This window comes from Streptomyces sp. 6-11-2 (assembly GCF_006540305.1).
Classification (GTDB): Bacteria; Actinomycetota; Actinomycetes; order Streptomycetales; family Streptomycetaceae; genus Streptomyces.
Window position 1 is genome coordinate 4,823,756 of sequence record NZ_BJOR01000001.1, and the last position, 15,521, is coordinate 4,839,276.

A 15,521-nucleotide genomic window follows, 5' to 3' on the forward strand; every position below is an offset into this window, starting at 1 on the left:
GAAAGCGCGGCGGGCCCTCGCGCATCCGCGCGGTAGCTCTCCGTGCGAAGTGACGGAGCACTGCCCCTTACGCGGTGGCCGGTCGCGCCTTAGTCTGATCCTGCTCGTTAGTTACTCGTGAGTTAAGCAACAGTTCGCACCACCACACGTGAGTCACCCCAGCCGCAAAGAGCCAGCCGCACTGTCGCGGGCCCCGGAGGATGTCGTGAGCGACGCACAGACCCTGATCGAGAACCGTCCGCCGTCCGTGGCGGCCCTCTTCCTGGAGCGTGTGGCGGCGACACCGGACGCCGAGGCCTACCGCTACCCCGTACCCGCGGCCTCCGGCGAGGGTCCGGACGACTGGAAGTCGCTGAGCTGGGCGCAGTCCGCCGAGCGGGTCTACGCGATCGCGGCCGGACTCATCGAGCTGGGCGTGCGGCCGGAGGAGCGGGTCGCGCTCGCCTCCGCCACCCGTGTGGAGTGGCTGCTGGCCGACCTCGGCATCATGTGCGCTGGCGCGGCCACGACCACGGTCTACCCGCAGACCAACGCCGGCGAGGCGGCCTTCATCCTCTCCGACTCCCAGAGCCGGGTGCTCATCGCGGAGAACGCCGAGCAACTGGCCAAGGCCCAGGAGAAGCGCGCCGAGCTGCCCGAGCTGCACCACGTCGTCGTCATCGACGCGGACGGCGTCGAGACCGGCGACCGGGTGCTCAGCCTGGCCGAGCTGGAGCGGCGCGGGGCCGCGTACCTGAAAGAGCACCCCGAGCTGATCAAGGAGCGGGTCGGCGCGATCACCAAGGATCAGCTCGCCACCCTCATCTACACCTCCGGCACCACCGGCCGCCCCAAGGGTGTGCGGCTGCCGCACGACAACTGGTCGTACATGGCCAAGGCCATCGCCGCCACCGGGCTGGTCGGCGCCGACGACGTGCTGTACCTGTGGCTGCCGCTCGCGCACGTCTTCGGCAAGGTCCTCACCTCCGGCCAGATCGAGGTCGGGCACGTGGCGGCCGTGGACGGTCGCGTGGACAAGATCATCGAGAATCTGCCGGTCGTCCAGCCGACCTACATGGCGGCCGTCCCGCGCATCTTCGAGAAGGTCTACAACGGCGTCGCCGCCAAGGCCCGCGCCGGCGGCCCGGCCAAGTACAAGATCTTCCAGTGGGCCGCCGAGGTCGCCCGCGAGTACGCCAAGGTCACCCAGGACAACTTCAGGCGCACCGGCACCCGCTCCGCGCCCTTCGGCCTGGCCGCCAAGCACAAGGTCGCCGATGCGCTCGTCTACGCCAAGATCCGCGAGGCCTTCGGCGGCCGGCTGCGCGCCTGCGTCTCGGGCAGCGCCGCCCTCGCCCCGGAGATCGGCTACTTCTTCGCCGGCGCCGGCATCCACATCCTGGAGGGCTACGGCCTCACCGAGTCCTCCGCCGCCTCCTTCGTCAACCCCGGCCAGGCCTACCGCACCGGCACGGTCGGCAGGCCGCTGCCCGGCACCGAGGTGCGCATCGCGGACGACGGCGAGATCCTGCTGCGCGGCCCCGGCATCATGGAGGGCTACCACAAGCTGCCCGAGCAGACCGCCGAGGTGCTGGAGGCCGACGGCTGGTTCCACACCGGCGACATCGGCGAGCTCTCCCCGGATGGCTATCTGCGCATCACCGACCGCAAGAAGGACCTCATCAAGACCTCCGGCGGCAAGTACATCGCGCCCGCCGAGGTCGAGGGCCAGTTCAAGGCGGTGTGCCCGTACGTCTCCAACATCCTCGTGCACGGCGCCGACCGGAACTTCTGCACCGCGCTGATCGCCCTCGACGAGCCGGCGATCCTGGCGTGGGCCAAGGAGAACGGCCTGGAGGGCAGGCCGTACGCCGAGGTCGTCGCCGCGCCGCGGACGGTCGAGATGGTCGACGGCTACGTCAGGCAGCTCAACGAGGGCCTGCAGCGCTGGCAGACCATCAAGAAGTTCCGCCTGCTGCCGCGCGACCTCGACGTCGAGCACGGCGAGATCACCCCGAGCCTGAAGCTGAAGCGGCCCGTGGTGGAGCGGGAGTACAAGCATCTGATCGACGAGATGTACGCGGGCGCGCGTGAGGCGTGATCACTGAGCCGGCCCGGCCGGTGAACTCCCCGTGCGCCTCGGGTGCGCGGGGAACGATCACGAATAGGTTCACGGGCGCTCGGATCTGTCCGTCTTTGATCACTCCGGTAGCGCGGTTCTCATGGTTCTCATGCAAGGCGACACACTTCGGTAACTCCTTGCTTATGGGCGCGGTCGGTCTGTCACCCTGTCGGCATCGACCGAACCGATTCGTCCGGACCGCCCGGGGAGCCGCAGATGGGGGTCATTCCCACGCAGCGGGAGACCGTCTCCCGTGCCTTCGGGGTACCCGCGCACGCGTCCGGCACGGCCGCGTACGCCGCGGCGGCATGCCCGAGGACGCACGCGCGCCTGCCCGGCGGCCCCCTCGCGCCCGGCGCCGCCCGCGCGCGGCTGCGCGCCGCGCTGGCCGAGTGGACGGACCTCGGGTTCGAGGTCGGTGAGCGACTGGCCGAGGATGCCCTGATCGTGGTCAGCGAACTGGTCACCAACGCCGTCGTGCACGCGGGCACCGACGTCGAGCTGACCTGCCGGCTGGAGCCGGAGACCGGCGCCTGTGTGGTCGAGGTGTGCGATCACCACCCCTCGCGCGCGCCCAGCGACCACGGCTCCGGGGCACCGCACGAAACCCCGGAGCACGGCCGCGGCCTGCGGCTCGTCGCGACGCTCTGCGAGGCGTGGGGCGTCACCTACCGGGCCGGCGCCAAGACGGTGTGGGCGCGGCTGCCCGCCGAGGCCGGCCCGGCGGAGGAGGACGAGGCGGCGGTGTACGGCACCGAACGCGGGCTCGGCATCGCCGAGGTCCTCGCGCCCGAGCCCCAGCGCGCCGGGCGGGACCGGGACTGGCTGGGACGCGGCGCGCTGTCCTTCCTCGCGGAGGCCTCCGACCTGCTCGCCGGACAGCTCGACGAGGACCTGGTCGCCTCGCTCACCGGACAGCTGCTCGTACCGCGGCTGGCCGACTGGTGCGCGGTGTGGCTGGAGGACGAGTCCACCGGCCGGTGGGGGTCCTCCCGCTGGAGCGAGGGCGGCGGGGGCTGGAGCGACGTCACCGGCGCGGCCGGACCCCGGCTCGCCCGGGTCTGGCACGGCAGCGAGAGCCGGATCGAGGAACTGCGCCGGGCCCTGGAGAAGGACCCGCCGCGCCCCACCGACGGCCTGCGGTCCGGGCCCGCCCCGTACCCCTGGCCCGGGGAGGCCCTCGGCCCGCACGCGGCCCACGGCGCGGCGCTGGCGTACCGCCTGATCGCGGGCGGCCGTCCGCTGGGCACGCTCGTCATCGGGCGGACCGGGCTGCTCCGCTTCCCCGACGAGGTCACCGGGCTGATCGAGGACCTCAGCCGCCGGGTCGCCCTCGCCATCGGCGCGGCCCGGCAGTACGCCCGCCAGGCCACCATCAGCGCCGTGCTCCAGCGCGGCCTGCTGCCCGGCGCGGTCGCCGAGATCCCCGGTCTGTGCAGCGCGCTGGTGTACGAGCCGTGCGACAAGGGCGGCCCGAGCGGTGACTTCTACGACCTCTTCCCGGCCGGCGACGGCCGCTGGTGCTTCGCCGTCGGCGACGTGCAGGGCAAGGGTCCCGAGGCCGCCGTCGTCATCGGGCTCGCGCGCCCCTGGCTGCGGCTGCTGGCCCGCGAGGGCTACGGCGTCGCCGACGTCCTGGACCGCCTCAACCAGCTCCTCCTCGACGACGCCACCGAGACCGCCGACGCCGCCGCGCGCGTCCTGGTGGCGGCCGGCGGACGGACCCCGGTCCCCGGCGACACCCAGACCCGGTTCCTGTCCCTGCTGTACGGCGAGCTGGTCCCCTTCGACGGCGGCGTGCGCTGCACGCTCGCCTCCGCCGGGCACCCGCTGCCGCTGGTCCTCGGGCGCGAGGGCGGCGTCCGTACGGTGGCCCGGCCGCAGGCGCTGCTCGGGGTGATCGAGGACGAGACGTACGCCTGCGAGACCTTCGAGCTGCGGCCCGGTGACACCCTGCTGTGCGTCACCGACGGCGTCACCGAGCGGCGCTCCGGCTCCCGTCAGTTCGACGACGGCGACGGCCTCGCCACGGCCCTCGCCGGCTGCGCCGGGCTCGACGCGGAACCGATCGCCGAGCACATCCGCCGGCTCGTCCACGACTTCGGAACGGGCCCACCGGAGGACGACCTGGCCCTGCTGGTACTCCAGGCCGAATGCGACTGACAAAACAACCCACCGGGACCAGTCCGCGTGTGCTGGACAATGGAAGGCATGCCTTCCGCACTTCCCGATGGTGAGTCCGTTCCCGACGACGGTGCGCTGCCCGTGGCCGCGCTCGCCGGGGCGGCCGAACGGCCCCTCGGGTTCTATCTGCACGTCCCCTACTGCGCGACCCGCTGCGGGTACTGCGACTTCAACACCTACACCGCCACCGAGCTGCGCGGCACCGGTGGGGTGCTCGCCTCCCGTGACAACTACGCCGGGACGCTGACCGACGAGGTGCGCCTCGCCCGCAAGGTGCTCGGCGCCGACCCGCGCGAGGTCCGCACGGTCTTCGTCGGCGGCGGCACGCCCACGCTGCTGCCCGCCGAGGACCTGGTGCGGATGCTGGGGGCGATCCGCGACGAGTTCGGTCTCGCGGCCGACGCGGAGATCACGACGGAGGCCAACCCGGAGTCGGTCGACCCGGCCTACCTGGCCGCGCTCCGCGAGGGCGGCTTCAACCGGATCTCCTTCGGTATGCAGAGCGCCCGGCAGCACGTACTGAAGATCCTCGACCGCACCCACACGCCCGGCCGCCCCGAGGCCTGTGTGGCCGAGGCCCGCGCCGCCGGCTTCGAGCACGTCAACCTCGACCTGATCTACGGCACCCCCGGCGAGTCCGACGACGACTGGCGGGCCTCGCTGGACGCGGCCCTCGGCGCCGGCCCCGACCACGTCTCGGCGTACGCCCTGATCGTGGAGGAGGGCACGCAGCTCGCCCGCCGGATCCGGCGCGGGGAGATCCCGATGACGGACGACGACGTGCACGCCGACCGCTATCTGATCGCCGAGGAGACGCTGTCCGCGGCGGGCTTCGAGTGGTACGAGGTGTCCAACTGGGCCACCTCGGAAGCCGGTCGCTGCCTGCACAACGAGCTCTACTGGCGCGGCGCCGACTGGTGGGGCGCGGGACCCGGCGCGCACAGCCACGTCGGGGGCGTGCGCTGGTGGAACGTGAAGCACCCCGGCGCGTACGCGGCGGCCCTCGCGGCCGGCCGCTCCCCGGGCGCCGGCCGGGAACTCCTCACCGAGGAGGACCGCCGGGTGGAGCGCGTCCTGCTGGAGCTGCGACTGCGGGAGGGCGTCCCGCTGGACCTGCTGCGCCCGGACGGCCTTGCCGCGTCGCGGCGCGCGCTGTCCGACGGGCTGCTCCAGGAGAGGCCGTACGAGGCGGGGCGGGCCGTGCTCACCCTGCGGGGCCGGCTGCTGGCGGACGCGGTGGTACGGGACCTGGTGGACTGAGCCACCCGGAGCGGGCGGCCCCTGGAGACGCGGGCCCGGCTCGGCTACTCGGGCTGGGCGGTGACGAAATCGATCAGTTCCTCCACCCGCCCGAGCAACTCCGGCTCCAGGTCCTTGTAGGACCGCACCTGGGACAGGATCCGCTGCCAGGCCGCGCCCGTGTTCTCCGGCCAGCCCAGGGCGCGGCACACGCCCGTCTTCCAGTCCTGGCCGCGCGGGACGCGGGGCCAGGACTCGATCCCCAGCGAGGAGGGCTTCACGGCCTCCCAGACGTCGATGTACGGGTGGCCGACCACCAGCGCGTGCTCGCTGGTCACCGACTCGGCGATGCGCCACTCCTTGCTGCCGGGCACCAGATGGTCCACGAGGACGCCGAGGCGGGCGTCCGGACCGGGCGCGAACGCCTCGACGATCGCGGGCAGGTCGTCGACGCCCTCCAGGTACTCCACGACCACGCCCTCGACGCGCAGGTCGTCGCCCCACACCTTCTCGACCAGTTCGGCGTCGTGCCGGCCCTCGACGTAGATGCGCCCGGCGCGGGCCACACGCGCGCGTGCCTCGGGCACGGCGACCGAACCGGATGCCGTACGGGTGGGCCGTACCGGGCCGGACGACGGCTTCATCAGGGTGACCACCCGGCCCTCCAGCAGGAAGCCGCCGGACGCGAGCGGGAACACCCGGTGCTTGCCGAAACGGTCCTCCAGCGTCACCGTGCCCGCCTCGCAGCGGATCACCGCCCCGCAGAAGCCGGTCCCCGGCTCCTCCACGACCAGACCCGGCTCGGCGGGAACCTCCGGCACGGGCCGGGGCTTCTTCCAGGGCGGAGTGAGGTCGGGCGAATACTGGCGCATTCGAGTGACGATATGGACAGGCCCGTGTCCGATCAGGGCGACACGCCGAAGCGCGCGGCCAGGGCGTCCCGCTGGGCGCGGACGAAGGCGGCGTCCACCACCGCTCCGTGACCGGGGACGTACAGCGCGTCCTCGCCGCCGAGCGCCAGCAGCCGGTCGAGGGCGGCGGGCCACCGGGACGGCACGGCGTCCGGGCCCGCCTGGGGTTCGCCGGACTCCTCGACCAGGTCCCCGCAGAACACCACGGCCGGCTCGCCCGGCACCACCACCGCGAGGTCGTGTGTGGAGTGCGCCGGGCCCATGTTCGCCAGCAGCACCTCCCGCCCGCCACCGAGCCGGACGGTGAGCCGGTCGCGGACCTCGCGGCCGGGCCGTACCAGGGCGTCCGCCGCCTCCTCGGCCGCCTCGGCGTCCAGCCCTTGGCGCACCGCGTCCTCGCGCAGCTCGGCGCGCTCACCGCTGTCACCGAACACCGCGTCCGCGCCCTCGGCGGCGAAGATCTCCGCGCCGTCGAACTCCGCCGCCCCGAAGATGTGGTCGAAGTGGGGGTGGGTGAGCGCGAGATGTGTCACATCACCACCGGCGAGCGCCCGCGCCCACGCTCGCAACCGTGCGCCCTCCGCGCGGCTCGAACCCGCGTCGACCATCAGCGCGGCGCCCTCCCCGACGACCAGTCCGATCGTGCAGTCCCATCCGGGCAGGCGGCACCGCCCCACCCCGTCCGCCAGCCGTTCCCATTCCAGTTCTTCCCGAGGGGCTTCCCACGCATCCGTCATAGGGCGACGCTAGCGGTGATGCCTGCCGGGTACGACATCCCGGCCGATCCCGGGTGATCCCGGTCCCGACCTCGTAGTCCGTCGCGGCCCGGCCTTGCCGGGGGCGTACCCGGCGGCCGTACACTGGGCCGGGTAGAGCTGGCACTCGTATGCGCAGAGTGCCAGGCGGGTGGCCGAGGAACGACCCTGGAGGTGTGCGCGATGCTCAGCGAACGGCGGCTTCAGGTGCTGCGCGCCATCGTCCAGGACTATGTCGGCACCGAGGAGCCGGTGGGCTCCAAGGCCCTGACCGAACGGCACAGCCTGGGCGTCTCACCGGCCACGGTCCGCAATGACATGGCGGCCCTGGAGGACGAGGGCTTCATCGCCCAGCCGCACACCAGTGCCGGCCGTATCCCCACCGACAAGGGGTACCGCCTGTTCGTCGACAAGCTGGCCGAGGTCAAGCCGATGACCGCGCCGGAGCGGCGTGCCATCCACAACTTCCTCGACGGTGCCGTCGACCTCGACGACGTGGTGGCCCGCACGGTGCGGCTGCTCGCGCAGCTGACCCGGCAGGTCGCCGTGGTGCAGTACCCGTCGCTGACTCGTTCGACCGTGCGGCACGTGGAGCTGCTGGCGCTCGCGCCCGCGCGCGTGATGCTGGTGCTGATCACGGACACCGGCCGGGTCGAGCAGCGGATGATCGACTGCCCCGCGCCCTTCGGGGAGACGTCCCTGGCCGACCTGCGGGCGCGGCTGAACAGCCGGGTCGCCGGCCGCCGCTTCACGGACGTCCCGCAGCTGGTGGAGGATCTGCCCGACGGCTTCGACGTCGAGGACCGCGGCACTGTCGCGACCGTGCTGTCCACCCTCCTGGAGACGCTCGTCGAGGAGAACGAGGAGCGGCTGGTCATCGGCGGCACCGCCAACCTCACCCGCTTCGCGCACGACTTCCCGCTCACGATCCGGCCCGTTCTGGAGGCGCTGGAGGAGCAGGTCGTGATGCTGAGGCTGCTCGGTGAGACGCAGAATCCGGGCATGACCGTGCGCATCGGTCACGAGAACGCCCACGAAGGACTCAACTCCACGTCCATCGTGTCGGTCGGCTACGGTTCGGGCGGCGAGGCAGTGGCCAAGCTCGGCGTGGTCGGACCGACCCGCATGGATTACCCGGGAACGATGGGAGCGGTACGCGCAGTGGCACGGTACGTCGGACAGATCCTGGCGGAGTCGTAGGTGGCCACGGACTACTACGCCGTTCTCGGCGTGCGCCGTGACGCGTCGCAGGAAGAGATCAAGAAGGCCTTCCGGCGGCTCGCGCGCGAGCTGCACCCGGATGTCAACCCGGATCCGAAGACCCAGGAGCGGTTCAAGGAGATCAACGCCGCCTACGAGGTGCTCTCCGACCCGCAGAAGAAGCAGGTCTACGATCTCGGCGGCGACCCCCTCTCGCAGGCCGGCGCGGCCGGCGCGAGCGGCTTCGGGGCCGGTTCCTTCGGTAACTTCTCCGACATCATGGACGCCTTCTTCGGCACGGCGTCGCAGCGCGGACCGCGTTCGCGCACGCGCCGGGGCCAGGACGCGATGATCCGGCTCGAGGTCGAGCTGGACGAGGCGGCCTTCGGCACCACGAAGGACATCCAGGTCGACACGGCCGTCGTCTGCACCACGTGCAGCGGCGAGGGAGCGGCCCCGGGCACCACCGCGCAGACCTGCGACATGTGCCGCGGCCGGGGTGAGGTCTCGCAGGTCACCCGGTCCTTCCTGGGCCAGGTCATGACGTCGCGTCCGTGCCCCCAGTGCCAGGGCTTCGGCACGGTGGTGCCCACCCCGTGCCCGGAGTGCGCCGGCGACGGCCGCATCCGCGCCCGCCGCACCCTGACCGTGAAGATCCCGGCCGGCGTCGACAACGGCACGCGCATCCAGCTCGCGGGCGAGGGCGAGGTCGGCCCCGGCGGCGGTCCGGCCGGCGATCTGTACGTCGAGATCCACGAGCTGCCGCACCAGACCTTCCAGCGGCGCGGCGACGACCTGCACTGCACGGTCACCATCCCGATGACCGCGGCGGCCCTCGGAACCAAGGTGCCGCTGGAGACCCTGGACGGTCTGGAGGAGGTCGACATCCGTCCGGGTACCCAGTCCGGCCAGTCGATCCCGCTGCACGGTCGGGGCGTGACGCACCTGCGCGGCGGCGGCCGGGGCGACCTCATCGTCCACGTCGAGGTCCAGACCCCGACCAAGCTCGACCCCGAGCAGGAACGCCTGCTGCGCGAGCTCTCCAAGCTGCGCGGCGAGGAACGCCCACTGGGGCAGTTCCAGCCGGGGCAGCAGGGCCTGTTCTCGCGGTTGAAGGACGCGTTCAACGGTCGCTGAGGCGGGGCTGAGGTCGGTAGGGGGTCCTGGGCCGAGGCAGGGCCCGGGTCCGCAGGGTGCAGTGGTTGGGCCGGAAGGGATTCCTCCGGCATATGCCGGAGGTCGCCCGGATTCGGACTCGTCAGGCGGACGTGACAACATGCCGTCATGTCCTCCGCACTGACCGATCTCTTCCCGCACCCGATCGTGCAGGCGCCGATGGCGGGCGGTCCCGCGGTGCCGCCGCTCGCCGCGGCGGTGTCCGATGCCGGCGGACTGGGATTTCTCGCCGCCGGTTACAAGACCGCCGACGGCATGTACCAGGAGATCAAGCAGCTGCGCGGACTGACCGGCCGCCCCTTCGGCGTCAACGTGTTCATGCCGCAGCCGGAGAGCGCCGAGACCGGCGCCGTCGACCTCTACGCCCACCAGCTCGCCGGCGAGCCCGGCTGGTACGAGACCGAACTCGGCGACCCGGAGTCCGGACGCGACGACGGCTACGACGCCAAGCTCGCCGTGCTCCTGGAGGACCCGGTGCCGGTCGTCTCCTTCCACTTCGGCGTGCCCGCCCGCGAGGTCGTGGACTCCCTGCACCGGGTCGGCACCTTCGTCCTCGCCACCGCCACCACCACCGAGGAGGCGCTCGCCGTGGACCGCTCGGGCGCGGACGTGGTGATCGCCCAGGGCGTGGAGGCCGGCGGTCACCAGGGCACCCATCGCGACCTCCCGGAACAGAGCGGCGCCGGGATCGGCGTGCTCTCGCTCGTCGCGCAGATCCGTGAGGCGGTCGCCCTGCCGATCATCGCCACGGGCGGCATCATGCGCGGCAGCCAGATCGCCGCCGTGCTCGCGGCGGGCGCCAGCGCCGCCCAGCTCGGCACGGCCTTCCTCGCCACCCCCGAGTCCGGCGCGCACGAGCTGCACAAGCAGGCCCTCACCGACCCGGTGTTCCCGCGTACGGAGCTGACCCGGGCGTTCTCCGGACGGCCGGCCCGCGGACTGGTCAACCGCTTCATGCGGGAGCACGGCCCGTACGCGCCCGCCGCCTACCCGGAGGTCCACCACCTCACCGCGCCGCTGCGCAAGGCGGCCGCCAAGGCGAAGGACGCGCAGGGCATGGCACTGTGGGCGGGCCAGGGCCACCGGATGGCCCGCGAGCTGCCCGCCGGGCAGCTGGTGGAGGTGCTGCTCGCCGAACTCGACGCCGCACGGGCGGCACTGGCGGCCGGTTTCGCGGCAGGAGGTGACGCGCGATGACCGCGCCGGTGTTCGTCGTGGACGAACTGAAGGCAATCGGACCGGAGTTCGTGCTGGAGGGCCCCGAGGGGCGGCACGCGGTCTCGGTCAAGCGGCTGCGGCCCGGCGAGGACGTGGTGCTCACCGACGGCCGCGGGCGCTGGATCGAGGGCGTGGTCAAGGCCGCCGAGGGCAAGGACCGGCTGGTGGTCTCGGACTTGGCGTCCCTCGTCGAGGAACCGCCGGAGTCCCCCCGTATCACCGTCGTCCAGGCCCTGCCCAAGGGTGACCGCGGCGAACTCGCCGTGGAGACCATGACCGAGGTCGGCGTGGACGCGATCGTGCCGTGGTCCGCCTCCCGCTGTATCACGCAGTGGAAGGGCGACCGGGGTCTGAAGGCGCTCGGCAAGTGGCGCGCGACCGCCCGCGAGGCCGGCAAGCAGTCCCGCCGGGTGCGCTTCCCCGAGGTCGCGGACGCGGCGACGACCAAACAGGTTGCCGCACTTCTGGCCGAAGCCGACTTCGCCGCCGTGCTCCACGAGAGCGGCGAGGAACGCCTGGCCACCGTCGAACTCCCCGCCCAGGGCGACATCGTGCTGGTCGTCGGCCCGGAAGGCGGGGTGTCACCCGAGGAACTGGCACAGTTCGGGGACGCGGGGGCGAAGGCGTACGTGCTCGGCCCCACCGTGCTGCGCACCTCCACCGCCGGCACGGCGGCCGCCGCCCTGTTGCTGGGCCGTACCGGCCGCTGGTCCTGACCGGCGGGGCCGCGTGAGCGCGGGCGCGCGGCGCGCGTGTGGCCGTATGCGCTCTACCGCCCCGGGCGCGGCGGTGGCAGGCTGCCGTGCATGGGGGCATCGAGGCGGATTCGGCACCTGCCGCGCGGGCGGCGGGTGAGGGCCGTGGCGGTGCTCGCGGCGGTCGCCGCGGGCGGTGCCGTCGCATGTGAACCCGGCGGGCTCAACGCCGCGTCGGCGGCGTCCACGACCGACGTGACGGCGACAGCGGAGCTGAACCGGCGTCACACGTCGGTGAGTTGGCTCAGCTGCATAGGCAGGGACGACGACGGCGGACGGACGCGCACGGCGGGGAGTCAGGGGGACCGGTCGCCGTCGGCGTCCGAGACCACCACGGTCACCGTGGACTGCCAGGGGGAGACGAAGGACGGCCGGAAGATCTCCGTCACCGGGAAGGTCACCCGGGCCGTCGACGGAGCCTGTGTGCGCGGGGACCTGACCGCGAAGGTGGGCGGCAGGGTCCTGTTCCACGTGGGCGGCCTCGGCAACTGCGCCGCCACGACCGGGCCGACGTACCGGTCGCCCGTCACCTACCGGCCCACCCACGGTCAGCCGGAGCCGGCGGTCACGGTGACCGTCACCCGGACGATCTGGTGCCAGGGCGATCCCACCTGCTGGCCCGTCCGGGGCAAGTGAGGCCGCACCGCCGCCGGTTCGTGTGCGGGGGGAGCCATCCGACCCCTGTCCGTCGCCGCCGCCCCTGCGTAGGGTGATCACGTGACTCAGCCCGCATCGTCTCCGTCGCCCGCATCGCCCGCGTATCTCCGGTTCCCGCATCTGCGCGGCGAGTTGGTCGCCTTCACCGCCGAGGACGACGTGTGGCTCGCGCCGCTGGACGGCGGCAGGGCCTGGCGGGTCAGCGCCGACAACGTGCCGGCGAACCACCCCCGTATCTCGCCCGACGGCGCCTTCGTCGCCTGGACCTCCACCCGTGACGGCGCTCCCGAGGCGCACATCGCCCCGGTCGTCGGCGGTCCCGCCAAGCGCCTGACGTACTGGGGGAGTTCGAAGACCCAGGTGCGCGGCTGGACTCCGGACGGCGAGGTCCTCGCGATCAGCACCCAGGGCCAGGCCAGCCTGCGCCGCACCTGGGCGCGCGCCGTCCCGCTCGACGGCGGACCGGCAACCACCCTGCCGTACGGGCCCGTCGGCGATGTCGCGCACGGCCCGCACACCGTCCTGCTGTCCGCGCCGATGGGCCGCGAGGCGGCCTGGTGGAAGCGGTACCGGGGCGGCACGGCGGGCAAGCTGTGGATCGACCGTGAGGACACCGGGGAGTTCGTCCGGCTGCACGAGGACCTGGACGGCAACCTCGAATACCCGCTGTGGGTGGGGGAGAGGATCGCCTTCCTCTCCGACCACGAGGGCACCGGCGCGCTGTACTCCTCGCTCGCCGACGGCTCCGACCTGCGCCGGCACACCCGGTTGGACGGTTTCTACGCCCGGCACGCCGCCACCGACGGCACCCGGGTCGTCTACTCCAGCGCCGGTGAACTGTGGCTCCTTGACGACCTGGACGGCGCCGAGCCGCGTCGGATCGACGTCCGGCTCGGCGGGCCGCGCGTCGACCTCCAGCCGTATCCGGTGAACGCCTCCCACTGGTTCGGCTCGGCGGCCCCCGACCACACCGCGCGCGGCAGCGCGGTCGCCGTGCGCGGCGCCGTCCACTGGGTCACCCACCGCTCCGGTCCCGCCCGCGCGCTCGCCGCCGAGCCCGGCGTACGCACCCGGCTGCCGCGCACCTTCCGCGCCGAGGGCGAGGAGTGGGTGGTGTGGGTGACGGACGCCGAGGGCGACGACGCCTTGGAGTTCGCGCCCGCCACCGGCCTGGCGCCCGGCGCCACCCCGCGCCGGCTGGGCGCCGGGCAGCTCGGCCGCGTCCTGGAACTCGCCACCGCCCCCGACGGCAGCCGCGTCGCCGTCGCCTCGCACGACGGCCGGCTGCTGCTCGTCGAACGCGAGAGCGGCGAGGTGCGCGAGGTCGACCGCAGCGAGCACGGGGACGTCGGCGACCTCGCCTTCTCGCCCGACTCCGCCTGGCTGGCCTGGTCGCACCCCGGGCCGCGCCCTCTCAGCCAGCTCCGCCTCGCCAACACCACCGACCTGTCGGTCACCGAGGCGACCCCGCTGCGCTTCCGGGACCACGCGCCCGCGTTCACCCTCGACGGCAAGCACCTCGCCTTCCTCTCCCACCGCTCCTTCGACCCGGTCTACGACGAGCACGTCTTCGACCTGGCGTTCGTCGAGAGCTCCCGCCCGCACCTGATCACGCTCGCCGCGGCGACCCCCTCGCCGTTCGGCCCGCAGCGGCACGGCCGGCCCTTCGAGGCGCCCGACAAGGAGGAGACCCCGGACAGCGAGGGTGTCCCGGCGACCCGGATCGACCTGGAGGGCCTGGCCGACCGCATCGTGCCGTTCCCGGTCGAGGCCGCCCGCTACTCCAACCTGCGCGCCGCCAAGGACGGCGTGCTCTGGCTCAGGCACCCGGTGCGCGGTGTTCTCGGCGCCTCCCGCGCCACACCCGACGACCCGGACCCGAAGACCGAGCTGGAGCGCTACGACCTCCTCCAGCAGCGCATCGAGCATCTTGCCGCCGACGCCGACCACTTCGCGGTCAGCGGCGACGGCAAGCGGGTCCTGCTGTGGACGGACGGCAAGCTCAAGGTCGTGCCGAGCGACCGGCGCGCCTCCGGCGACGAGGACAGCGACTCCAACATCACCGTCGACCTCGGCCGGGTCCGGCAGACCGTCGACCCGGCCGCCGAGTGGCGGCAGATGTACGAGGAGACCGGCCGCGTCATGCGGGACCACTTCTGGCGGCCGGACATGGGCGGCGTCGACTGGGACGGCGTCCTCGACCGCTACCGGCCCGTCCTGGACCGGATCGCCACCCACGACGACCTGGTCGACCTGCTCTGGGAGGTGCACGGCGAGCTGGGCACCTCGCACGCCTACGTCATGCCGCCCGGAGGCTTCGGGCACGGCACCCGGCAGGGGCTGCTCGGCGCGGACATCTCCCGGCACGAGGACGGGAGTTGGCGGATCGACCGGATCCTGCCCTCGGAGACCTCCGACCCGGACGCGCGCAGCCCGCTCGCCGCACCCGGCGTCGCGGTGCGCGCCGGGGACGCGATCGTCGCGGTCGGCGGCCGCCCGGTCGACCCGGTGGCCGGCCCCGGCCCGCTGCTGGTCGGCACGGCGGACAAGCCGGTCGAACTGACCGTCCTGCCGGCCGGCGGGGGCGACCCGCGGCACGCGGTCGTGGTCCCCGTCGCCGACGAGGAACCCCTGCGCTACCACGCGTGGGTGGCCGACCGCCGCGCCTACGTCCACGAGCGGTCCGGCGGCCGCCTCGGCTACCTGCACGTACCGGACATGCAGGCCCCCGGCTGGGCGCAGATCCACCGCGACCTGCGCGTGGAGGTGGCCCGCGAAGGGCTCGTCGTCGACGTCCGCGAGAACCGCGGCGGCCACACCTCCCAGCTCGTGGTGGAGAAGCTGGCCCGGCGGATCGTCGGCTGGGACCTGCCCCGCGGCATGCGGCCGGAGAGCTACCCGCTGGACGCGCCCCGCGGCCCGGTCGTCGCCGTCGCCAACGAGTTCTCGGGATCCGACGGCGACATCGTCAACGCGGCGATCAAGGCGCTGGGCATCGGGCCGGTCGTCGGCACCCGCACCTGGGGCGGCGTGATCGGCATCGACAGCCGCTACCGCCTGGTCGACGGCACGCTGATCACCCAGCCCAAGTACGCCTTCTGGCTGGAGGGTTACGGGTGGGGCGTGGAGAACCACGGGGTGGACCCGGACGTCGAGGTCGCGCAACGCCCGCAGGACCACGCGGCGGGCCACGACGCCCAACTCGACGAGGCGATCCGCCTCGCGCTTCAGGCGCTCCAGGAGACGCCCGCGAAGACGCCGCCGTCCCTGCCGTGACCGTCCGGGGGCCGAGGCCCCCGGACCCGGCCGGATCCGCGCGCCCTGG

11 protein-coding genes are annotated in these 15,521 nt (G+C 73.3%); 9 read left to right on the forward strand and 2 right to left on the reverse strand.

The genetic code is table 11. The features are described from left to right. Positions 1-205: 205 nt before the first annotated feature. The 3 genes from TNCT6_RS21160 (at position 206) to hemW (ending at position 5,545) form a co-directional block, all read left to right on the forward strand. Positions 206-2,080 carry a long-chain fatty acid--CoA ligase gene (locus TNCT6_RS21160; protein WP_141361024.1) on the forward strand — a complete coding sequence of 625 codons (1,875 nt, stop codon included), beginning with the start codon at positions 206-208 and terminating at the stop codon, positions 2,078-2,080. A 237-nt stretch (positions 2,081-2,317) separates the two neighbouring features. Beyond that, positions 2,318-4,264 (forward strand): SpoIIE family protein phosphatase, encoded by a 1,947-nt coding sequence (locus tag TNCT6_RS21165; protein WP_141361026.1) that lies wholly within the window; start codon positions 2,318-2,320, stop codon positions 4,262-4,264. Positions 4,265-4,312: 48 nt separating this feature from the next. Continuing rightward, positions 4,313-5,545, forward strand: coding sequence for a radical SAM family heme chaperone HemW (hemW, locus tag TNCT6_RS21170; protein ID WP_141361028.1), 1,233 nt, complete (start codon positions 4,313-4,315; stop codon positions 5,543-5,545). A gap of 44 nt (positions 5,546-5,589) precedes the next feature. Here the strand turns inward: hemW and TNCT6_RS21175 are convergent, their stop codons facing one another. Beyond that, on the reverse strand, positions 5,590-6,396 hold the full coding sequence (locus tag TNCT6_RS21175) for a DUF3097 domain-containing protein (protein WP_141361030.1): 807 nt from the start codon (positions 6,394-6,396) through the stop codon (positions 5,590-5,592). A 32-nt stretch (positions 6,397-6,428) separates the two neighbouring features. Continuing rightward, positions 6,429-7,172: an MBL fold metallo-hydrolase gene (locus TNCT6_RS21180; RefSeq protein ID WP_141361032.1), complete on the reverse strand. Its 744-nt coding sequence runs from the start codon at positions 7,170-7,172 to the stop codon at positions 6,429-6,431. A gap of 201 nt (positions 7,173-7,373) precedes the next feature. Here TNCT6_RS21180 and hrcA point away from each other — a divergent pair, with 201 nt between their 5' ends. From hrcA to TNCT6_RS21210, 6 genes are all read left to right on the forward strand, one after another. Further along, positions 7,374-8,390, forward strand: a complete 1,017-nt coding sequence (gene hrcA, locus TNCT6_RS21185) for a heat-inducible transcriptional repressor HrcA (protein ID WP_141361034.1) — start codon at positions 7,374-7,376, stop codon at positions 8,388-8,390. Next, complete coding sequence (gene dnaJ, locus TNCT6_RS21190; protein ID WP_141361036.1) at positions 8,391-9,527, forward strand: molecular chaperone DnaJ; 1,137 nt, start codon at positions 8,391-8,393, stop codon at positions 9,525-9,527. It abuts the gene before it with no gap. Between the two features lie 147 nt (positions 9,528-9,674). After that, a complete protein-coding gene (locus TNCT6_RS21195) occupies positions 9,675-10,763 on the forward strand; it encodes a nitronate monooxygenase (RefSeq protein WP_141361039.1) in 1,089 nt (362 codons plus the stop codon). Next, positions 10,760-11,500, forward strand: coding sequence for a 16S rRNA (uracil(1498)-N(3))-methyltransferase (locus tag TNCT6_RS21200; RefSeq protein WP_141361041.1), 741 nt, complete (start codon positions 10,760-10,762; stop codon positions 11,498-11,500). The genes TNCT6_RS21195 and TNCT6_RS21200 overlap by 4 nt, the downstream gene beginning before the upstream one ends. A gap of 90 nt (positions 11,501-11,590) precedes the next feature. Further along, complete coding sequence (locus tag TNCT6_RS21205; protein ID WP_172632972.1) at positions 11,591-12,175, forward strand: hypothetical protein; 585 nt, start codon at positions 11,591-11,593, stop codon at positions 12,173-12,175. Between the two features lie 81 nt (positions 12,176-12,256). Then, a complete protein-coding gene (locus tag TNCT6_RS21210) occupies positions 12,257-15,472 on the forward strand; it encodes a S41 family peptidase (RefSeq protein ID WP_141361043.1) in 3,216 nt (1,071 codons plus the stop codon). The last annotated feature ends 49 nt before the right edge of the window (positions 15,473-15,521 follow it).